Origin of the sequence: Candidatus Stoquefichus sp. SB1, from assembly GCF_001244545.1 — a bacterium.
Classification (GTDB): domain Bacteria; phylum Bacillota_I; class Bacilli_A; order Erysipelotrichales; family Coprobacillaceae; genus Stoquefichus.
Genome location: NZ_LN852696.1, coordinates 478596 through 500504 on the forward strand (window position 1 = coordinate 478596; position 21909 = coordinate 500504).

A 21909-nucleotide genomic window follows, 5' to 3' on the forward strand; every position below is an offset into this window, starting at 1 on the left:
GAGGAATAAAGAATGTTATGTGTCTCATGGAATGTCAATGGATTACGTGCTTGTTTAACGAAAGGGTTTGCTGATTTTTTTAATCATATTGATGCAGATATTTTTGCAATTCAGGAAACCAAATTACAGCAACATCAAATTGATCTACAATTTGATGGCTATTATTCTTATTATAATGATGCTGTTAAAAAAGGTTATAGTGGAACAGCTATTTATACAAAGAAAAAACCATTACAAGTTAGTTATGGATTAGGGATAAAGGAACATGATCAAGAAGGACGTGTTATTACATTAGAATTTGAAAAATATTATTTTGTAACTGTTTATACACCCAATTCAAAAAGAGGTTTAGAAAGATTGGATTATCGTCAGGTATGGGAAGATGCATTTAGAGAATATCTTCTTAATTTAAAAAAGATAAAACCAGTTATGATTTGTGGTGATTTAAATGTGGCTCATCAGGAAATTGATTTAAAAAATGATAAAACTAATCATAAAAATGCGGGATTTACAGATGAAGAAAGAGCAAAATTTACAGAATTATTAGAAAGTGGATTTGTTGATACTTTTAGATATATGTATCCAGATAAAGAAACGTATTCTTGGTGGTCATATATGTTTAAAGCAAGAGAAAAAAATGCAGGCTGGCGTATTGATTATTTTGTTGTATCAGATGATTTGAAAAAGCAGATTAAAGATGCATATATTTATACGGATGTATTGGGGTCAGATCATTGTCCAGTTGGTGTAGAATTGGAGGGATTAGAATGAAATGTATGATTGTTTCAGATATTCATGGGTCTTTGAATGATTTGAAACGAGTATTAGATATTTATGAAGAAGAAAATATGGATAAGTTAATATTATTAGGGGACTTGTTATATCATGGTCCTAGAAATCCATTGCCAGAAGGATATAATCCTAAAGAAGTTGCGATTTTATTGAATCAGTATAAAGATAAAATTGTGGCAGTTAGAGGTAACTGTGATGCAGAGGTTGATCAAATGGTTTTAGATTTTCCGATGCGAGCAGATTATGCTGAACTTTATATAGATGATCATCGTTTTTTTGTAACTCATGGACATTTATATAATGAGGATTATATGCCTTTATTAAATCAAAGTGATGTTTTGATGTATGGTCATTTTCATAAACCAATTGCTAAGTTAAAAGATGGCATCATTATTTTTAATCCTTCTTCTATTTCTTTGCCAAAAGCAGGTGTGAAGAGTTATGGTGTCTATGAGAATAATGAGTTAAAGATTTTTTCATTAGAAAAAAGCCTCATTGAAAGTATAAAAATTGAAAATTATTAAAAAAAGTATAAAAAAACCGTGAAATTAAAGTAAAAGTATGGTATTTTTAATATGGTGAGGTGAGTAGAATGTCAAAGTATAAAGATATCGCTGATGATATAAGGGCGAAAATTAAAAATAATGAATATACTTTTGGTCAAAAGCTCCCTTATGAGTACGTTCTATGCATGAGTTATCATTGTAATAAAGAAACAATGAAAAAGGCTTTAGAAATTCTTGTTAAAGAAGGGTTGATTATTCGTAGACGTGGAGCCGGAACATTTGTTAAGGATTATGATCCAACAATGGAGAGTGCTACAAATAAATTTGCAAGAGGATTAACAGGAAAATATGCTGGTATTAAAGAAGTAACAAGTGAAGTCCTTGAATTTGAAGTGGTTCCAGCTGATGAAGTTTTATCTAAAAAATTACAGATTGATATTGGAGATTTTGTTTATCATATTATTAGATTACGTTTTTTAGATAAAAAACCACATTTAATTGATATTAGTTATATGCCAATTAGTTTAATACCGAATTTAAAACTTGAACACCTAAAAGGGTCAATTTATGAATATATTGAAAATGTTTTGAAGTTGAAAATCCAAAGTTGTCATTTAACAATTAATGCGGCTTTATCAACGCCTTTAGAACAGCAATATCTAGGTTTAAAAGAATATGAACCATACATTCAAGAAGAACAAATTTCATATTTGAGTAATGGAGCAATATTTGAATATACATTAGCAAGACATCATTTTGCAGATTTTGAGTTCCAAACAATTGTTGTTCAACAGTAAAAAGTCATGATTTTATCATGATTTTTTTCATATTATGAAAAATGTCGAAAAAAATTATAAAAAAAAATCAGCCTAGTATGGTACTTTTTTAAAAAAGTACCATACTTTTAATTTAAAAGCATTGACTTTTTAATAAATAAATCTTATACTATTAGTGTCAAAAATATTTTAAGGGAGGAAAAAATATGGACGCTTTTGCTGATAAGCTGGGACGCGTTGGTGCTTGGTGTGGTCAAAATAAATATTTAGGATCAATCAAGAACGCATTCCAAAACTTCATGCCAGCAACTATCGCTGGTGCAATTGGTGTACTATGGACAAACGTATTAGTTAATGATAACGTTGTCAATGGTAACGCTCAAGGTCTTGGTGGTATCTTTAAGCCTATTATGGCTTTGGCACCAATCAATGACGTATTCGCTGCAATTCAATTTTGTACTATCTCATGTATTTCTATTGGTATCGTAATGCTAGTAGCTCAAGAAATCGGTGAAGCTAATGGTGAAACAGGTGCTTTCCCTGCAGTTTTAGGATTCATGTCTTGGGCAGTTGTTACTCCTACAGCTCATGCTGTAACAGGATTAGCAAGTGGTTTAGTTGATGCTAAAGACGCTGCTATCTCAATTGGTGACATCTTAACTAAAGGTGGAGTAACTGATTTATCTGGTGTTGCTACATTCACTGGTTTTGGTGGAGATTATATGGGTGCAACAGGATTGTTCACTGCATTAATCGTAGGTATCTTAGCTCTTGAAATTTATGGTCTATTCAGAAAAATGGATGCATTAAAAATCAAGATGCCTGAACAAGTACCTCCAGGTGTATCTCGTGCATTCGAAGTTTTAATTCCTACTTTCTTAACATTAGTAGTTGTTGGAACAGTTGGATGGTTAGTACACATGGTAAGTGGACAATACTTCAATGACTTAATTAAAACGACAATTCAACAACCATTGGTAGATATCATTGGTGATAATATCGTAGCAGTTATGTTCATGTATGTATTAATCTCATTATTCTGGTTAGTTGGTATTCATGGTAACAACATGTTATCTGCAGTTAAAGAACCAATCTTCCGTCCAATGTTATATGCAAATACTGCAATTTTCACTGAAGGAAAAACAATCGCTTTAACTCCAGAAATTAAAAATCATGGTTACTACACAATGAACTTAACAATGATGCAAATGTTTGCTGAATGGGGAGGTTCTGGGGTAACTTTAGGTTTAGTTATTGCAATCTTCATCTTCTCTAAACGTGAAGATAACCGTGCAATCGCTACATTATCTATCGTTCCAGGTTTATTCAACATTAATGAAACTGTAACATTCGGTATTCCATTAGTATTAAACCCAATCTTAGGTATTCCATTTATCTTAGCTCCAGTAGCTTGTATCTTCGTTGGATGGTTATTAATTACTATTAACTTCTGTCCACCAGTTGTAATTGAAGTACCTTGGACAATGCCACCATTATTGTTAGGATTCCTAGCAACAGGTGGAAGTATCATGGGAGCTATCTCTCAGATCATTGTAATTGCTTTATCTACAGTAATTTACATTCCATTCTTATTAGCTTACGAAAGATATCAAAACAAACAAGCTGCTGCTGCAGAATAAGATTCTTAAGTATAATTTGAATGATAAAAGGGGACGGTATAACCGTCCTTTTTTTAAAGAAAAAAATGAAAATAATTCCTATCTATTATATATATCAAGATTGTCAAATGTATGAAAATCATGTATAATAGAAAAGAAAGTGAGGCATTTATGGAAAAAGAATTTAAGGTTAAAATGAATACAGCAACTGCTATATTTCTCATTGCTTATGCTATATATATAGTTATTACACTTTTTACACAGAGTGTAACTACAATTGTGACAATTATTATTTTTGGAGTTATTTGCTATGCTTTCTTTTTAGGATGCAGACCATATAAATATACTGTTGACAAAAAAACTTTAACAATACATTATCGTTTATGGAAAAATAGAAAAGTTGAATTAATGGATTGTGATACGATTTGTGATCCAGTTCCTAGAATGGCAGATTTGGTGACAAGACCCCATGCTATTGAAATTTATACAAATACAAAAAAACGTTATTGTTTATTTCCTGTAAAACGTGTTGAATTTGTTGATGCGATTGCAAAAGCAAATAAGAGAATTCATTGTACAGTTAAAGATTATACTGATATACATAGACAATTAGAAAGAAAACAGCGTAAAGAAAGAAGAAAAGCTGAAAAGAGAGAAGCAAGAGAAAAAGCACAAAAGGAATCAGATTAGTTCACTTCTGATTCCTTTTATGCTTTATTTATTTCATATTTTAAAATGCCATTTTATAACTATCTTTTCCAAAACGTTTAATATATTCATCTTCATTATTAGCAATTCTTAATTTCATAATAAGATTACTTAAAAGTGCAGGGATGGAAGTACCATCTTCATATATTGATGACCCCCATACTTGTTCGAATAAATATGAAATTGTAAATGGCTGATATGGATGTGATATAAGTATTGTTAGTAATTTAAATTCGTTTTTAGTAAGATTCAATGGTTTTGCATGACATGAACATGTCCTTGCAGTTGTATCTAAAACAATATCTTTGAATCGATAGATTTGTCTTGGTCTAAGAATACCATTTTTATAGACAGATTGTATTTTAGCATCCAAATCTTTAAGAGTATAAGGAACTGTTAAATAATCATCAGCTCCAGCATTTAATAAAGATTCGAGATAATCTGATGACAAAGTATCACTTAATGCAATAATAATAGGTTGTGATTTTAATTTTGTTTGAACGATAAAATCTTTTGTTTTGATTCTTGGAAAGTTATCTTCGATAATAACACAATCATAATTGTGATTATCATAATAGTTTTGTAGATCAATGTATTGAATAACTTGATTGCAAATATAATCTTTTTGATCAAGATATTCTTTGATTTGATTGTTTATTTGTTTATCACTATGGATAATAAGTGCCTGAAATTGACTAAACATAAAATTCACCTCTTTATAAGTATAGTCTTTCTTACAAAAATTACAATAGAAGAGATATAAAAAAGATGTGATAAAATAATAACACAATAATAAAAAAATATCATTTTGTATTGACAATATGAAAATATGTTTATATAATAGCCTCAGAACCATTGATTAATTTATGTGGACAGATGGAATATAAATTGATACAATGAGTGAAAAGACAAGGGGGAACTGATTCAATGGATATGAATGAATTACTTGAAGATTATGGTTGTTTGACATTTAGTGATGATGTTATGAGAGAACGTATTCCTAAATCTACTTATAAAGCGTTTCATGAGGCTTTAGATAAAGGTGAGCCATTACCTAAAGAAACAGCAACAGCAATTGCTAATGCAATGAAAATTTGGGCTGTTGAACATGGAGCAACACATTTTACACACTGGTTTACACCTATGACTGGATTGACAGCAGAAAAGCATGATGCTTTTTTAGAACCTGATGGAAATAAAGCTGTTTTAGAATTTAGTGGTAAGACTTTAAGAAAAGGTGAACCTGATGCATCGTCTTTTCCTTCTGGGGGATTACGTGCGACTTTTGAAGCAAGAGGTTATACTGCTTGGGATTGTACATCTCCAGCATTTGTAAAGGATGGAAGTTTATATATTCCAACGTTATTTTGTTCATATACTGGTGAAGCATTAGATAAAAAGACACCATTATTGAAATCTGTTGATGCTTTAACAAAAGCATCATGTCATTTATTACCTTTACTTGGAATGGAAGGTATTACACGTGTGACTGCATCAGTGGGGAGTGAACAGGAGTATTTCTTAGTTGCAGATGAGTTTTATCAAAAACGTATGGATTTAAAATTAACTGGTAGAACTTTATTTGGTGCTATGGCTCCAAAAGGGCAAGAATTAGAAGATCATTATTTTGGAAGTTTAAAACGTAAGGTCTCTGCTTTTATGAAAGACTTAGATAAGGAATTATGGAAATATGGAATTCCTTCTAAAACAAAACATAATGAAGTTGCACCAGCTCAGCACGAAGTTGCTTGTGTATATCGCAGAGTTAATATTACAACAGATAATAATCATCTCTTAATGCAATTAATGCAAGACATTGCTAAAAAACATGGATTAAGATGTTTATTACATGAAAAGCCATTTGAAGGTGTGAATGGTTCTGGTAAACATAATAACTGGTCAGTGGTGACAAATACGGGTATTAATCTATTTAATCCTGGAGAAAATCCTGCTAAAAATTTACCTTTCTTAGCAGCATTAGCATGTACTGTTAAAGCAGTTGATGAATATGCAGACTTGTTACGTATGTCTATTGCATCAGCGGGTAATGATCATAGATTAGGTGCAAATGAAGCACCACCAGCAATTATTTCAATGTTCTTGGGGGAAGAACTTGATAAAATTATTGAAGCAATTGTAGAAGGAAAAGAATTAGAAGATATTGGTACAGGAAGATTCCAAACAGGAGTTTCTGTTGTTCCAGATTTTTCTAAAGACAATACAGATCGTAATAGAACATCACCATTTGCGTTTACTGGTAATAAATTTGAATTTAGAGCAGTTGGTTCTGCACAATCAATTGCTGGACCGAATACGATTTTAAATTCTATTTTAGCAGCTGAAATGGAAGAAATGGCTGATGCTATTGAAGCTGGTCAAAAACCTATAGAAGTCATTAAAACTTTCTTGTCTGAACATAAACGTATTATTTTTAATGGTGATGGATATTCTACTGAATGGGAAATAGAAGCTCAAAAAAGGGGTTTAGCTAATCATAAAAATACAGTAGATGCGATGAAATGTTTGAAAGAAGAAAAAAATCTTGAAATGCTAGATCGTCTAGGTGTTTATTCACGAGTAGAATTAGCATCTCGATATGAAATTTTGTTAGATAATTATAATAAAACAATCCAAGTTGAAGCTTTGACAGCTTCTAAAATGGCAAGAAATGAAATTTATCCTGCTGCTGTATCTTATTTGCAGAATATTACCAAAACAGCTTTAGAAGTGAAAGAAACAGGTATTGATAATTCATTTTTACTTGATGATGTTAAAGAACTATCTTGTTTATTAAAAGATATGAAATCACAAATGGATATTTTAGATGAACAAATTACAAAAGCACAATCTTTTGATGGAGAAATTATGGATCAATCTATACTATGGCGTGATGGTGTATTTGCTGCAATGAATAGATTGCGTGAAATTACAGATTTCATTGAAACAAAAGTTGCTGCTAAATATTGGCCAATGCCAACTTATGTAGATTTATTATTTGGAATCTAAATAAAGAAAGGAGACAACTCCTTTCTTATTTTTTTAACTATGATATAATATGTTTCACAGGGGGTGGTGTTGATGAAAACAAGACTTTATATGCCAACAGATTTAAATGATGTGATGCAACTTTTTTATGACAATGTTCATACTGTATGTGTTCATGATTATACAAAGGAACAATTAGATGCTTGGGCACCTGAAAATCCAGATATCTATCATTGGGAAGCTTCAATGAATAAGAATCATACACTTGTTGTAGAAAAAGATGATAAAATCATTGGTTTTGGAAATGTTGGAGAAACAGGATATTTGGATAGACTTTATGTACATGCTGATTATTTACATCAGGGAATAGCAACAATGATTGTCAATCAATTAGAAAAATATGCCAAAGCGAAAGGTATTGCTTTCATGAATACAGCTGCCTCAGTTACGTCGAAACCTTTTTTTGAAGCTAAAGGTTATACTGTTTTAGAAGAACAGACAGTTGAAAGACGAGGGGTAAGATTAAGAAGATATTTGATGGAAAAGAAACTGTAATGAGTTTCTTTTTTTCTATCAAAAATATTTTTCATTTTGTGAAATTATGCAGACAAAATAAAATATCTAGATATAATATTGACACTATGGAGGGAAAGACATGAGTAAAAATGTGAAAAGATATATATTAATTGTCATTGGGTTTATGATTGTTGGAACAGCATGTGCTTTTACTTTGAAAGCCAATATTGGTGTTGGAGCATGGGATTCATTAGCCAAATCAACATCAGAAATCACAGGTTTAGAAGTTGGAACAATGGGTATGATTTTTAATTGTTCATGTGTTGTCGGACAAATTATTATTTTAAGAAAAAAATTTAAAATCATTCAATTATTACAGATTCCTTTGAGTATTTTACTTGGAACTGTTATTAATTTTGTTTTATATGAGTTATTAATTTTCCCATTTGATACATTTGTTGGGGGAATATTCATGTATATTGCGGCAAGTACTGTTTGTGCATTTGGTGTTTCAATTGTTATGTTATTGGATGAAGTCACATTTGCTTTAGAAGGATTCTGTATGGCATTAGTGAGTGTGATTCCTGTTAAATTTCATGTTGTTAGACAGGGTGCTGATGTTTTGAGTATTATTGTTGTTGTGATTTTAACATTGATATTTCAAATCCCATGGTCAATTGGAGTCGGAACAATCATTGGTATGTTAACATTTGGACCAACTTTAGGAATTTTTATGAAATTATTTAAACCTATTTTGAAGAAATATGATTTATTAAATTATGAATAAAATGCAACTCAATCAATATGAGTTGCATTTTTTCTTTTGATTATAAACTGATAAATCAAATAAACACACACAATAGCAATGACACCACCACTTGTATCAATGAAAACATCCCTAAGCTGTCCGGCACGTCCACCAACAAAAAGTTGATGTGCTTCATCAGAGCATGCATAGAAAAATGTAGCCATTAAAGAATATAATAAAACACGTTTGTAAGCAAAACCTGATTTATAAAAAGCATATACAAAACTGAATGTTAAGACAGCATATTCACTCATATGTGCACCTTTTCTAATGATGAACTCTGGAATTGATATATGTAAGTTGTTTTGTATCCATAAAACAATTTGGCTACTTAAACTAGAAGATTCACTACCAGTTTGGCTTGAAAAACTAAATATAATGATCATAAGTAATATAGACGGTATAAAATATTTGATTTTTTTCATTAATAACACCTCTGTTGTATTATAAAAGAACTTGTCGCAAAGGACAAGTTCTTTTTTTAATCAGTTAAATCTTCACCGTTTGTTGCGATGACTTTTTTATACCAGTAGAAAGAATCTTTTTTATATCTATCTAATGTTTTTAAATCAAATTCATCTCTATCTACATAAATGAAACCATAACGTTTAACCATACCTTCATGAGTAGAAATTAAGTCAATTGCAGACCATGGGCAGTATCCCATCATTTCACAACCATCAGAAATAGCTAATTGTACTTGTTTAATATGTTTTCTTAAGTATTCAATTCTATATGGATCATGAACTTTTCCATCTTCTAATTTATCATAAGCACCTAAACCATTTTCAGTAACGATCATTGGTAAACGATATCTAGAATACATTTCACGAATTGTTGCTCTAAATCCCATAGGATCGATTTCCCAACCAAATTCAGTTGTTGGTAAATGAGGATTTTTAAATCCTTTGAACATTCCTTTTTCACCACGAGCAGTTTGTTGATCAGCAGCTGAATTACATTCAACAGTACCATCTTCCCATTCGCAAGTTGCTGTATTGTAATAGTTAAATCCAATGAAATCAGGATGTCCACTCTTTAAAGCTTCTGCGTCACCTTCAGCAAATTCAGGAGTTGCATCATGTTCTTCTAACCAAGCCCATACTAAGTTATTATAAACACCGTATACAGCCATATCTAAGTATAACCAGTTTCTAACTGCATTATAGTTTTGTGCTGCTAAGTTATCTTCTGGTTTACAGCTTGCAGGGTATACTAATGAGATATTTGGAGCTGGTCCAATTTTAGCACCTGGAATCATTTCATGACATAATGCCATTGCTTTTGCTTGAGCAACTAACATATGATGATTTTGTTGATAGATTTCTTTTAGTTCATTTGTACATCCTTCAGGGATAGTTAAAGTACCAATAACTGGTCCAACTAAAGTTAACATATTTTGTTCATTGATTGTTAACCAATATTTGACTCTATCACCAAAGTTTTCATACATAACTTTAGCAAAATTTAAGAACCAATCTACTGATTCTCTATTAGACCAAGAACCACGTTTGTCTAATGCAGCAGGCATATCAAAGTGGAACATTGTTACTAATGGTTCAATTCCATATTTTAAGCATTCATTAATAACATTGTTGTAGTATTCAATACCTTTTGGATTGACTGCACCAGTTCCTTCTGGAATAATTCTTGACCAAGAAATAGAGAAACGATAAGTTTTAAATCCCATTTCAGCCATTAAAGCAATATCTTCTTTATATCTGTGATATTGATCAGCACAAACTGTTAAATCTGATGTTCCTTCTGGAACTTCTTTGACATCTTGACAAGAAGGTCCTTTTCCGTCTTCTAAATTTGCACCTTCTACTTGATAGGCAGAAGTACTTGCTCCCCAAAGAAAGTCTTGAGGAAATGGTTTTAAATTTTTGTGTAACATTTACATTCTCCTTTGCTTTTATATTTACAATGTCATTATACATAAAAAGGTGAACTCATGTGAATTATTTCATTTTGTGAAAAAAGTTTTTATCAAATGAAAACAAATGTCATTTAGTTGCTTTCTTATGCATAAACTTGTAAAATAAATATAAACAAAGGGGTGATTATCATGCATAATAATCATGTTTACTATTTATTAAATCTTCATGGAAATGATATTTTAACTTCTAAAAACATGCAATTGGAAAAAGAATTTATGCAACATGGGCAATTAAGCTGTTATTGTCATTCACTATTCGTAGCTTATATTAGTCTAAAAATTGTCAAGGCTTTACATCTTAACGCCAATGAACGCAGTTTGATTCGGGGCGCACTTTTACATGATTATTTTTTATATGATTGGCATATTCCATCTTCTTATAATAGACGTCATGCTTTTTCACATCCCAGAAGAGCTTATGAAAATGCTATTCAGGATTTTGAACTGAATGAACTAGAAAGAGATATTATTTTAAAACATATGTTTCCATTAACTTTAAAATTACCACGCTATCGAGAAAGTTATATTGTTTTATTGGCTGATAAATATTGTGCTGTTTATGAAACACTAGCGAAAACACGAACACAGTCAAAAGTGGCATTATTAGAAGAATCATTAATAAAAAGGCATCACGTGCATTTGTGATGCCTTAATCAGTTTGTAGGTTTTCCCATATTTCTAATAATTCTTCAAGCTGTTGATTAGCTTCATCTAATTGTTTAATGATCTGATTATATTTTTGATAATCATTAAGAACCTCTTCAAGATGAAGACTTTCATTGTCTTGAGTAATCTGTTTTTCTAAATCTGAAATTTGCTGTTCAATCTTTTTGATTTGATTTTGTTGTTTACGAAGTTCAGATTGATTTTTTTTCTGTTCCAGGTAAGATATATTTTTTTCTTTTTCTACTTTAACCTCATTTTTATGATCAATATAAGTCGAATAGTTTCCTGAATAAGTATGTGCACCACGTGCACTCATTTCAACAACCTTCGTAGATAGTTTATTAATAAAATAACGATCATGGCTAATAAAAAGAATTGTTCCTTCAAAAGACATAAGGGCATCTTCTAAAACTTCTTTTGATTCAATATCTAAATGGTTTGTTGGTTCATCGAGAACAAGAAAATTACATTTTGATAACAGTAATTTCATTAAAACAACACGACCACGTTCTCCACCTGATAAAACATCAATTGTTTTAAAAGCATCATCACCTTTGAATTGAAATGATGCACATGCATTTCTAATTTCAGTATTATTCATTTGGGGATATGTATCACTAATTTCTTGAAAGATTGTTTTGTTGAACGAAAGAGAAGTATGTTCCTGATCATAATAACCAATCATGACTTTACTGCCAAGTTTAATTTTACCACTTTTAGGTAACAGACGTCCTAAAATAATTTGGAATAAAGTTGTTTTCCCAATACCATTAGGACCAATCAAAGCAACTCGTTCTTGCTTTTTGACTTCAAAGTTAATATTTTCAAATAAAGGCTGATCAAAAGCCATCGTTAAATCTTTCACTTTTAAAACATCATAACCTGATTCAACAATTGGTTGAAATTGAATTTTCATAGATTGTGGTAAAGTATCTGGTTTTTCTACTTTTTCCATTTTTTCTAAAGCTTTTTCTTTACTCTCAGCACGTTTGACTTGTTTTTCACGATTATAAGATTTTAAACGATTAATACTTTCCTGCATTCTTTTGATTTCTTTTTGATTATCAATATAATGTTTTAAATCAACTTCACGATTATGTTTTTTAATAATAGCATATTCTTGATAAGAACATTTATATAATGTTGATTTTCCATTTTCAATTTCAATAATTTGATTAGTCACCTGATCAATGAAATAACGATCATGAGACACCATAATAATGGCATGTGGATAACTTTTGAGATAACCTTCTAACCATTCAATAGACTCAACATCTAAATGATTGGTTGGTTCATCCAATAATAACAAACTTGGTTTTAACAACAATAATCTTCCTAGTGCAATTCGTGTTTTTTGTCCACCTGATAAAATATTCATAGTCATATTCCATGTGTCTTCTTCAAACCCTAATCCTTTTAAGACACCTTTAATTTGACTCTGGTATGTATACCCACCATCTCTATCAAATTCATATGAGAGTTGATCATATTCTTTCATAACAGCATCCAGTTTTTCAGATGTAGACATCAATTGTTCTAAATCACGGAGACGTTTTTCTTTTTTGATGAGTGGTTCAAAAACATTTAATAACGCATCATAGATTGTCAATTGAGGATCAATTGTATTATGTTGAGATAAATAACCTATAGTTGTTTCTTTAGACTTAAAAATATCTCCACTATCATAAGATTCTTCTTCACAAAGGATTCGTAAAAGAGTGGTTTTACCAGCCCCATTGACACCAATAATGGCTAATTTATCATGTTCTTCAATTTTAAATGTAATATCTTTTAATAAATCAATACCTTGAAATGATTTTTTTAAAGATGAGCAAGCTAATATCATTTTTATCACCGCACCTATTGTAACATAAACTTATTGTTTATCAAAATAAATTAAGAAAATGATATATAGATTTTATAATGATTTAAATAATATTGATGAATTTCATTATTGAAAAAAGCATTATTTAAAAATATTATTTAACATTTTTGAAAATTCTTGACATATACTTTATGAGATAGTAATATAAAATTACTCTTTGCACTGCATTACATTTTATCGAATGCGAGATCAACAGTACAAACTGAGCAGACAATGGCTAACAAGTCATGTAGTCGGGCTGCATCGCAGCAACAGATTGTGGGTAACACATCTGTGGGACAGTTATATGTTCCATAGGTGTGTTTTTATATTTTTTTGGAACAAACTATCTCTATGAGTGCCTATAAGAGAAATCAAAACTTCCATTTATATGGAAATCAGGAGGGTTCTTTTATGACAAACAACAAAGAAAATCAAATGAATAATGTTTATTCAGTGAGTGAAGAAACAAAAATTATTCGAAAATTATCATTAATGAGCATTTTTGGAAATGCACTTCTTTCCGCTTTTAAAATTGTAGCTGGAATATTTGGGCATTCTGGTGCCATGATTTCTGATGCAGTTCATTCATTTTCAGATGTACTCACAACTGTTATTGCTTATTTTGGAGTGAAAATTTCAAAAAAAGAAGCTGATAAATCACATCCATATGGACACGAAAGAATAGAATGTGTTGCTTCATTATTTTTAGGGTTAATGCTTCTTTTTACGGGAGTAGGTGTAGGAGCGGTTGGATTCAAAAATATTTTATCTGGAAATTATAATGACTTGGCTGTTCCAGGGGTTATTGCTTTAATAGCTGCCATTGTTTCCATTATAGGAAAAGAGGCTATGTTTTTGTATACAATGTATTATGCAAAACGTATTCATTCTACTGCTTTTATGGCAGATGCCTGGCACCATCGTTCTGATGCATTGTCTTCTATAGGATCGTTAGTTGGAATTGGTGGAGCAATGCTTGGTTTTCCAGTTTTAGATAGTGTGGCTAGTGTTGTTATTTGTATTTTTATTTTGAAAGTGTCTTATGATATATTAAAAGATGCGATATCAAAAATGTTGGATACTGCTTGTGATGAAGAGTATGAACTTCATTTAAAACAATTTATTGAAGATCAACCAGGTGTCATATGTGTTGATATACTGCATACAAGAATATTTGGGAGTAAAATATATGTTGATTTAGAAATTCAAGTAGATGGAAATAAACTGTTAAGTGAAAGTCATGCGATTTCACAACAAGTACATGATAGTGTGGAGATGCAATTTCCTAATATTAAACATATTATGATTCATGTCAATCCAGCTCTTTAAAATTGAATAGTCTATAAATAAGAACAATATTAAGATAGATAAAGATTGAAGCTGCCTAAAAGTAGCTTTTTTCTTTTTTATAGCTATGAAGATTTTTGAAAAAATGAAATATATTATTGATTGTATATACGACATAATGTATAATTGTATACAATAAAAGAAAGGTGGGGTTATATGAACTTAGCATATAAGATTTTAAATTCACATTTAAAAGAGGGGGAACTTGTTCCAGGTGAACAAATATGTATTCAGATTGATCAAACTTTAACACAGGATTCAACAGGAACAATGGCATATTTACAGTTGGAAGCGATGGAAGTTGGACATGTTGCTGTGGAAAAAGCAGTTGCTTATATAGATCATAATATGTTGCAAACAGGTTTTGAAAACATGGATGATCATGAGTTTATTAGAAGTGTTGCTAAAAAGCATGGCATTACTTTTTCTAAGCCAGGGAATGGTGTTTGTCATCAATTACAGTTAGAAAACTTTTCTAAACCAGGGCAAACATTAGTTGGAAGTGATTCACATACACCAACTTGTGGTGCTATGGGGATGATCGCTATTGGAGCTGGGGGATTAGATGTTGCAGTTGCGATGGCAACTGGAAAATATTATCTACAATGTCCATCAGTTATTCAGGTGAATTTAACAGGTAAAAAGGCACCATGGGTGAGTGCTAAAGATATTATTTTAAAAGTTTTACAAGAATTAAGCGTTAAGGGTGGCGTGAATAAGATTGTTGAATATACTGGTGAAGGAATTGCTTCATTGTCACTAACTGATCGTGCTACAATTTGTAATATGGGGGCAGAACTTGGAGCAACAACTTCTGTATTTCCTACGGATGAAAGAACGATAGAATATTTAAAACAACAGGGACGTGAAGCAGATTATGTTGAAATGAAAGCAGATATTGATGCAACATATGATCAAAGATTAGATATTGATATGTCAACTTTAGAACCAATGGTTGCAAAACCTCATAGTCCTGATGCTGTTGTTGCAGCTAAAGAATTAGAAGGAATGCATGTGAATCAGGTTGTGATTGGGTCATGTACGAATTCATCATTCGCAGATATGATGAGAGCTGCTAAAATATTAAAGGGAAGAAAAGTGGCAGAGCATGTATCACTTGTTATTGCACCAGGTTCATCAAGTATTTTGGCAATGTTATCGGCTAATGGTGCTTTAACTGATATGATTCATGCAGGAGCAAGAATTCTTGAATGTGGTTGTGGACCATGTATTGGAATGGGGCAGGCACCATTATCAAAAGGAATTTCTTTAAGAACAATTAATCGTAATTTTAAGGGACGTTCTGGAACAAATGATGCAGGTGTTTATTTAGTATCACCTGAAATTGCAGCTTTGTCAGCTATTAAAGGATATTTATCTTCTGAATTTGATGATGATATGTATTTAGCTGATGTTCCTAATACACCATTTATAAAAAATGAAAATTTCTTTATTAATGAATATGATCCAAATACTGAAGTTTATATGGGACCAAATATTAAACCTGTTCCTAGAGGAGATAAACTTTCTCAAGATATTAGTGGGAAAATGGTTTTAAAGGTAGGAGATAATATTTCTACTGATCATATTGTTCCATCTGATTCTAAATTATTACCATATCGTTCAAATGTCCCTCATTTAGCAAAATTCTCTTTCTGTAAAGTCGATGATCAGTTCTATAATAGAGCTATTGAAAATCATGGTGGATTTATTGTTGGGGGAGATAATTATGGACAAGGGTCTTCTAGAGAACATGCTGCTTTGGTTCCTAATTATTTAAAAATTAAAGCTATTTTTGCTTTATCTTTTGCAAGAATTCATCGTTCTAATTTAATTAATAATGGGATATTACCATTAGTTATTGATAAGACAGGATATGATTTTTTCAATGATCAAGATGAATATGTTTTATTAGATGTTAAAGAGGCTGTTGAAAATGGTAAAGATGTAACAGTTCAAAATACAAATACAAAAGAAACAATTGTTGCAAAATTAACATTAGCACCTAGAGAAAAAGTTATGATTTTACAAGGCGGATTATTAAATGCAATTAAAGAGTTAGGGGGAGATTTTTAATGAAGGCTGTATTAATACCAGGAGATGGCATTGGACCAGAAATTGCTAAGAGTGTTGAAGATATAACTAAGGCTATGCAATTAGATATTGAATGGGTAACATATCGTGCAGGAGCAGAATATGCGGCTGAAACAAAAGAGGTTTTTGAACCAGGGTTAGTAGATGCCATTAAAGAATACAAATGGGCATTAAAAGGGCCAACTGCTACACCTATTGGAACAGGATTTAGAAGTGTCAATGTGGCTTTAAGACAACAATTTGCAACTTATGCCAATGTGAGACCGATTCGTTCATTTAAAGGTATTGATTCTAAATATGAAGATATTGATTTGGTTATGATTCGTGAAAATACTGAAGATTTATATAAAGGTATTGAATATATGGTTAATGAGAATATGGCAAATGGAATCAAATTAATTACACGTGAAGCGAGTGAAAAGATTTGCCGTTATGCCTTTGAATATGCTAAAATAAATAACAGACACAAAGTGACAGCAATTCATAAAGCCAATATTATGAAATTAACAGATGGTTTATTTTTAGAAGCTTTTAGAGATGTTGCTAAGAATTACCCAGATATTGAAGCACAAGAAGTCATCGTTGATAATATGTGTATGCAATTGGTATTAAGACCAGAAACTTTTGATGTTTTGGTTGCTCCTAACTTGTATGGAGATATTGTTTCAGATTTATGTGCGGGATTGATTGGTGGATTAGGATTTGCACCAAGTGGGAATATTGGTGATGAATATCAAATTTATGAGGCTGTTCATGGAAGTGCACCAGATATTGCTGGGAAAAATATTGCAAATCCAAGTGCATTATTATTAGCCTTTGCACTTATGCTAGAAGCATTAGGAAAATTAGATCAAGCAAATCGTTTAAGAGATGCTTTATCAGCAGTTGTTGAAGAAGGGAAAGTCGTAACACCTGATATTGGTGGAAAGGCTTCTACAACTGAATTTACTCAAGCTATTATTGAGAAATTATAGGAGGGAAATCATATGCCATCACACAGTTTATTTGAACAAGTATCGCATGGCTCTTTAGGAAATAAAATATTTGATATTTTACGAGATCGTATTTTAAATGAAAAATATGAGAATGGTCAAAAATTAAATGAATTATCTTTGGCAAGTGAATTAAAGATTAGTCGAACACCTATTCGCGAAGCTTTAAAACAACTTGAATTAGAAGGTCTTGTTGAAAGTATTCCTAATAAAGGTGTCTATGTTAAAGGTTTTTCACCAAGAGATATTGATGATATGTTTGAAATTCGTTTAGCATTAGAAGGTTTAGCTATTCAACTTGCTATTGATAGAATGGATGAAGTTCATTTAGCCAAAATCAAAGATGTATTTGAATTAATGGAGTTTTATACTGCTAAAAAAGAACAGGAAAAAATTAATGATTTAAATATTCTTTATCATGAAACAATTTATCAGGCCACACAATCTCAATACTTTGAACAATTATTAAAAGATGTCCATTATTATGTTTCTGTGACAAGTCGTCATTCAATTACTCAACCTGAAAGATTAGAAACAGCTTTAAAAGAACATCGTGCGATTTTAGAAGCTATTATTGCTAATGATAAAGAATTAGCTAAAGAAACAATTCAAAAACATATTAGAAAGACTCAAGTCTTAGTAAGAAACTATTATGCTCATAAAAACAAAAAATAGATAGGAATTATTATCTATGCCTAATCTTCGGATTAGGTTTTTTGTTACAAAAAAACCTCACAAAATATTGTGAGGCCTCTTTATAATTTGTATTGAATTTGATAATTATGAATACGTGTATTATATCTAGCATGAGATACTTCAATCACTTTACCATAAATATCATGCGAAACTCTTTTTCGACCAAGTACAGGACCGGTTTCTAAGTTTAAAGCTTGTAGAATTTCTAATGGTGGAAATTCTACATAAAAATCATCATTAAAATCAGCTACAGAATGATTATGTTGATATAAATACATATATAAAGAAAAATCATTTAATCTTTGTTGGTCAGGAATCGCAATATCACCTGGTAAATAATGTGTAAAATGGATATAAGGCTGACCATCTAAATAATAACAACGACTGATTTTTAAGCATTGTCTACCATAATGCTGAAATAATTCATGTTGTGGGTCTATTATCATATATTCAAATTGAGTATTTTCTTTTGTGACCTGATAACCTTGCTGATTCAAGATAGAAGAAAAAGATTGACCATTTGATAATTTATTAAATATACTATTACTAATAACAGTGGTTCCTTTACCACTTTTTTTAGTTACATAACCATCATTTTCTAATAATTCAATGGCTTTACGAATAGTAATTTTACTCACTTTGAATTGTTCTTCTAATTCTGTTTCAGTAGGGAGAAATGTTCCAATAGGATAGATTCCATTAATGATAGAATCTTTAATCACTTCCATAATTGAATAATACAAAGGGACTTTTTCGTTCATAAAATGCATCTTCCTTTCAATAGATAGACTTATTATAACATAGAAAACTAAGAAAATGGTAAAAATTATAAAAAATATAACATTATAATCTTTACAAATAAACATTATAATGTTATAGTGCAAGCGTAAACAAAATAGGTGAGGAGAAAATGTATGGAAAAGTTTATGAAAATGATTGAAGAAAAGTTAATGCCAGTGGCGCTTAAAATTAGTGGTCAGCGTCATATGCAGGCGGTAAGACAAGGGGTTGTAGCAACTTTACCGTTGACGATTGTAGGGTCGTTCTTTTGTATTTTATTGAATATACCAATTGATGGGTATTCTGAGTTTATTGCACCCTATTTAAATATTATTGATGTCCCATTTCGTTTCACAGTTGGAATTTTAGCATTATATGCTGCTTATGGAATTGGATCATCACTTGCTAGATATTACAAGCTTGATGAATTAGGATGTGGGATGCTTGCAACTGTAGCATTCTTAGTTTCAACAGTTGTGCCAGTGAAAGTGACTGCTGGTATGCCTGAAGTCATTGCTGATGGAAGATATTTATCAATTGGTGCATTGAGTGCAAGTTCATTATTTGGAGCTATTGTGGCAGCATTAATTTCTGTTGAAATTTATCGTTTCTGTAAAGAAAAGAATATTGTAATCAAGATGCCTGATGGTGTACCTCCAGAAGTTGCGAATTCATTTAGTGCTTTGATTCCAGCAGCAGTTGTTATCTTGTTATTCTGGATTGTTCGTTATGTTTTCAATTTTGATATTAGTGCAACATTAAGTAATTTATTAATGCCTCTAAAAGATACTTTAGCAGGAAATAGTTTATTGGGTGGATTATTAACAGTAACATTAATTACGTTTTTCTGGGTACTTGGTATTCATGGACCAGCAATTATGTCACCAGTCATTAGACCAATTTGGGATATGACTATTGCTGAAAATATGGAAATATTTGCTGCTGGAACAGCTGCTTCACAATTACCAAATATTTTTACAGAACAATTTTTACAATGGTTTATCTGGATTGGTGGAGCAGGAGCAACACTTGCATTGGTTTGTTTGTTCTTAAGATCAAAATCACAGTATATTAAAAGTTTAGGAAAATTATGTATTATTCCAGGTATCTTTAATATTAATGAACCAGTTATCTTTGGTGCTCCTATTGTTATGAATCCAATTCTAGCTATCCCATTTGTAGTAGCACCCATTATTATGACTATTGTTTCTTATTTATTTACAATTTCTGGTTTGGTGCCAATGATGATGGCAAAATTACCATTTACTTTACCAGCTCCACTAGCAGCGGTTATGTCAACAGATTGGTCTATTATGGCAGGAGTTTTGGTTATTATTAATTTTATTATTGCTTTAGTGATTTATTATCCATTCTTCAAAATGTTTGAAAAACAACAATTAGAAAAAGAATTAGCTGCAAAAACAGAAGCATAGAAAGGAAAGACAGACGTCTTTGGTGAATAAAAATGATTCAAGTCTCAACATTTATTGGAATATTGCTTAGTTTCTTTATAACAACAGTATTGGCTGAAAAGTATTATCAAAAAAATTCTATTAAAACAAGATTGCGTACAATGATTCTTTATATTATGGCATATATGTTTGTTCTTTTAACTTTTGTGGTACTTGTTCCACAAGCTTTTCCAATTTTAATTTTTGGAAGTGTTGTCATGGCAAGTTTCTTTAATGTCTATAATCGTCATCGTAGAATTCCTGGTGAGGTAGAGGTATGAAAAGAGCATTAGGAATATCTATTTATCCTGAACATAGTACACCTGATAAAGATAAAGCATATTTAAAACTTGCTAGTGAATATGGTTTTACAAGAGTCTTCACATGCTTGTTATCAGTTAATAAACCTAAAAATGAAATCATTGCAGAATTTAAAGATATTATTCAATATGCTACAAGTTTAAACTATGAAGTCATATTGGATGTTGCTCCAGCTGTTTTTGATCAATTAGGAATTTCATATGATGATTTGAGTTTCTTTTATGAAATGGGAGCAACAGGTATTCGTCTAGATATGGGATTTGATGGAGCTAAAGAAGCAATGCTTACATTTAATCCTTATCATTTAGCAATTGAAATTAATATGTCAAATAATGTTGCTTATCTTGACAATATTATGACATATCAACCTAATGCACCATTCCTTTATGGTTGTCATAACTTCTATCCTCAAAAAGGAACGGGGTTAGACTATGATTTCTTTGTGAAATGTTCTCAACGTTTTAAACAGCAGGGAATAAGAACAGCAGCCTTTATTAATTCACATGATGCAACAATTGGACCATGGTCAATTAATGATGGATTATGTACATTAGAGATGCATCGTGATTTACCAATTGATGTTCAGGCAAAACATCTTTTTGCAACAAACTTAATTGATGATGTCATTATTGGTAATGCCTATGCAAGTTGTGAGGAATTAGCTGCTTTGTCAAAAATTAATCGTTATCAGTTAGAATTAAATGTTGAAGTATTCAATCAGACAACAGATATTGAAAAGGATATAATGTTTAATGAACAGCATTATCGTCGTGGAGATATAACGAAACAAGCAGTACGTTCTACTGAAGTCAGAAAAAAACAAGTTGATAAAGATATTTCAAGTCATGATAATTTGGCATCATTACAATTAGGGGATGTTGTTATTGGGAATAATCTTTTTGGAAAATATAAAGGTGAACTTCAAATTATCTTAGAAGAGTGTTATGATGAACGTAAGAATAAAGTTGGAAGAGTTGTTACTGAAGAATTATTTTTAATAAATTATATAGACGCATGGACAAAATTTAAATTGAAAGAGAAATGAT

Annotated in this window: 21 protein-coding genes and 1 riboswitch; of the genes, 16 read left to right on the forward strand and 5 right to left on the reverse strand. The window is 31.0% G+C overall.

Features of this window, described 5'->3' with window-relative positions; genetic code table 11:
- Nucleotides 1–12: 12 nt before the first annotated feature.
- The 5 genes from BN1865_RS14810 (at nucleotide 13) to BN1865_RS14830 (ending at nucleotide 4383) form a co-directional block, all read left to right on the forward strand.
- Nucleotides 13–771, forward strand: a complete 759-nt coding sequence (locus BN1865_RS14810) for an exodeoxyribonuclease III (protein WP_050638035.1) — start codon at nucleotides 13–15, stop codon at nucleotides 769–771.
- Nucleotides 768–1316 (forward strand): phosphodiesterase, encoded by a 549-nt coding sequence (gene yfcE, locus BN1865_RS14815; protein WP_050638036.1) that lies wholly within the window; start codon nucleotides 768–770, stop codon nucleotides 1314–1316. Before BN1865_RS14810 ends, yfcE begins: the two co-directional genes overlap by 4 nt.
- 68 nt (nucleotides 1317–1384) lie before the next feature.
- Nucleotides 1385–2095, forward strand: coding sequence for a GntR family transcriptional regulator (locus BN1865_RS14820; RefSeq protein WP_050638037.1), 711 nt, complete (start codon nucleotides 1385–1387; stop codon nucleotides 2093–2095).
- A gap of 185 nt (nucleotides 2096–2280) precedes the next feature.
- Entirely contained in the window at nucleotides 2281–3714 is a 1434-nt protein-coding gene (locus BN1865_RS14825; protein ID WP_050638038.1) for a PTS sugar transporter subunit IIC, read from the forward strand.
- A 150-nt stretch (nucleotides 3715–3864) separates the two neighbouring features.
- The gene (locus BN1865_RS14830; RefSeq protein WP_232780412.1) at nucleotides 3865–4383 is read left to right on the forward strand and encodes a hypothetical protein; all 519 of its coding nucleotides are present in this window, start codon (nucleotides 3865–3867) and stop codon (nucleotides 4381–4383) included.
- 40 nt (nucleotides 4384–4423) lie between these two features.
- Here BN1865_RS14830 and BN1865_RS14835 read toward each other — a convergent pair whose 3' ends face one another.
- Complete coding sequence (locus BN1865_RS14835) at nucleotides 4424–5104, reverse strand: response regulator transcription factor (RefSeq protein ID WP_050638039.1); 681 nt, start codon at nucleotides 5102–5104, stop codon at nucleotides 4424–4426.
- A 224-nt stretch (nucleotides 5105–5328) separates the two neighbouring features.
- On the opposite strand from BN1865_RS14835, the gene BN1865_RS14840 reads away from it, so the two are divergent.
- The 3 genes from BN1865_RS14840 to BN1865_RS14850 all read left to right on the forward strand — a co-directional run bounded on the left by BN1865_RS14840 (nucleotide 5329) and on the right by BN1865_RS14850 (nucleotide 8689).
- Nucleotides 5329–7407 (forward strand): glutamine synthetase III family protein, encoded by a 2079-nt coding sequence (locus BN1865_RS14840; RefSeq protein ID WP_050638040.1) that lies wholly within the window; start codon nucleotides 5329–5331, stop codon nucleotides 7405–7407.
- Nucleotides 7408–7479: 72 nt separating this feature from the next.
- Nucleotides 7480–7941: a GNAT family N-acetyltransferase gene (locus BN1865_RS14845; protein WP_050638041.1), complete on the forward strand. Its 462-nt coding sequence runs from the start codon at nucleotides 7480–7482 to the stop codon at nucleotides 7939–7941.
- Between the two features lie 100 nt (nucleotides 7942–8041).
- Nucleotides 8042–8689, forward strand: coding sequence for a YczE/YyaS/YitT family protein (locus tag BN1865_RS14850; protein WP_050638042.1), 648 nt, complete (start codon nucleotides 8042–8044; stop codon nucleotides 8687–8689).
- Between the two features lie 8 nt (nucleotides 8690–8697).
- Here the strand turns inward: BN1865_RS14850 and BN1865_RS14855 are convergent, their stop codons facing one another.
- Together BN1865_RS14855 and BN1865_RS14860 are read right to left on the reverse strand one after the other, a co-directional pair.
- Entirely contained in the window at nucleotides 8698–9135 is a 438-nt protein-coding gene (locus tag BN1865_RS14855; RefSeq protein ID WP_050638043.1) for a VanZ family protein, read from the reverse strand.
- Between the two features lie 56 nt (nucleotides 9136–9191).
- Nucleotides 9192–10607, reverse strand: coding sequence for a glycoside hydrolase family 1 protein (locus tag BN1865_RS14860; RefSeq protein WP_050638044.1), 1416 nt, complete (start codon nucleotides 10605–10607; stop codon nucleotides 9192–9194).
- A 171-nt stretch (nucleotides 10608–10778) separates the two neighbouring features.
- Between BN1865_RS14860 and BN1865_RS14865 the strand changes: the two genes are divergently transcribed.
- A complete protein-coding gene (locus tag BN1865_RS14865; protein WP_050638045.1) occupies nucleotides 10779–11294 on the forward strand; it encodes an HD domain-containing protein in 516 nt (171 codons plus the stop codon).
- Nucleotides 11295–11298: 4 nt separating this feature from the next.
- Here the strand turns inward: BN1865_RS14865 and abc-f are convergent, their stop codons facing one another.
- Nucleotides 11299–13161 (reverse strand): ribosomal protection-like ABC-F family protein, encoded by a 1863-nt coding sequence (gene abc-f / locus BN1865_RS14870; protein ID WP_050638046.1) that lies wholly within the window; start codon nucleotides 13159–13161, stop codon nucleotides 11299–11301.
- A gap of 231 nt (nucleotides 13162–13392) precedes the next feature.
- Nucleotides 13393–13484, forward strand: a riboswitch (NiCo riboswitch).
- Nucleotides 13485–13593: 109 nt separating this feature from the next.
- On the opposite strand from abc-f, the gene BN1865_RS14875 reads away from it, so the two are divergent.
- The 4 genes from BN1865_RS14875 to BN1865_RS14890 all read left to right on the forward strand — a co-directional run bounded on the left by BN1865_RS14875 (nucleotide 13594) and on the right by BN1865_RS14890 (nucleotide 18290).
- Nucleotides 13594–14511 (forward strand): cation diffusion facilitator family transporter, encoded by a 918-nt coding sequence (locus tag BN1865_RS14875; protein WP_050638047.1) that lies wholly within the window; start codon nucleotides 13594–13596, stop codon nucleotides 14509–14511.
- A gap of 174 nt (nucleotides 14512–14685) precedes the next feature.
- Nucleotides 14686–16605, forward strand: a complete 1920-nt coding sequence (locus tag BN1865_RS14880; RefSeq protein WP_050638048.1) for an aconitate hydratase — start codon at nucleotides 14686–14688, stop codon at nucleotides 16603–16605.
- Entirely contained in the window at nucleotides 16605–17597 is a 993-nt protein-coding gene (locus BN1865_RS14885) for an isocitrate/isopropylmalate dehydrogenase family protein (RefSeq protein ID WP_050638049.1), read from the forward strand. Before BN1865_RS14880 ends, BN1865_RS14885 begins: the two co-directional genes overlap by 1 nt.
- Nucleotides 17598–17609: 12 nt before the next feature.
- A complete protein-coding gene (locus BN1865_RS14890; RefSeq protein WP_050638050.1) occupies nucleotides 17610–18290 on the forward strand; it encodes a GntR family transcriptional regulator in 681 nt (226 codons plus the stop codon).
- Between the two features lie 80 nt (nucleotides 18291–18370).
- Here BN1865_RS14890 and BN1865_RS14895 read toward each other — a convergent pair whose 3' ends face one another.
- Nucleotides 18371–19072: a GntR family transcriptional regulator gene (locus BN1865_RS14895; RefSeq protein ID WP_050638051.1), complete on the reverse strand. Its 702-nt coding sequence runs from the start codon at nucleotides 19070–19072 to the stop codon at nucleotides 18371–18373.
- A gap of 153 nt (nucleotides 19073–19225) precedes the next feature.
- Here BN1865_RS14895 and BN1865_RS14900 point away from each other — a divergent pair, with 153 nt between their 5' ends.
- From BN1865_RS14900 to BN1865_RS14910, 3 genes are read left to right on the forward strand one after another with little or no spacing between them, the layout of a single operon-like run.
- The gene (locus BN1865_RS14900) at nucleotides 19226–20524 is read left to right on the forward strand and encodes a PTS sugar transporter subunit IIC (RefSeq protein ID WP_050638052.1); all 1299 of its coding nucleotides are present in this window, start codon (nucleotides 19226–19228) and stop codon (nucleotides 20522–20524) included.
- Nucleotides 20525–20556: 32 nt separating this feature from the next.
- The gene (locus BN1865_RS14905; RefSeq protein ID WP_050638053.1) at nucleotides 20557–20823 is read left to right on the forward strand and encodes a hypothetical protein; all 267 of its coding nucleotides are present in this window, start codon (nucleotides 20557–20559) and stop codon (nucleotides 20821–20823) included.
- Complete coding sequence (locus tag BN1865_RS14910) at nucleotides 20820–21908, forward strand: DUF871 domain-containing protein (RefSeq protein WP_050638054.1); 1089 nt, start codon at nucleotides 20820–20822, stop codon at nucleotides 21906–21908. Before BN1865_RS14905 ends, BN1865_RS14910 begins: the two co-directional genes overlap by 4 nt.
- The last annotated feature ends 1 nt before the right edge of the window (nucleotide 21909 follow it).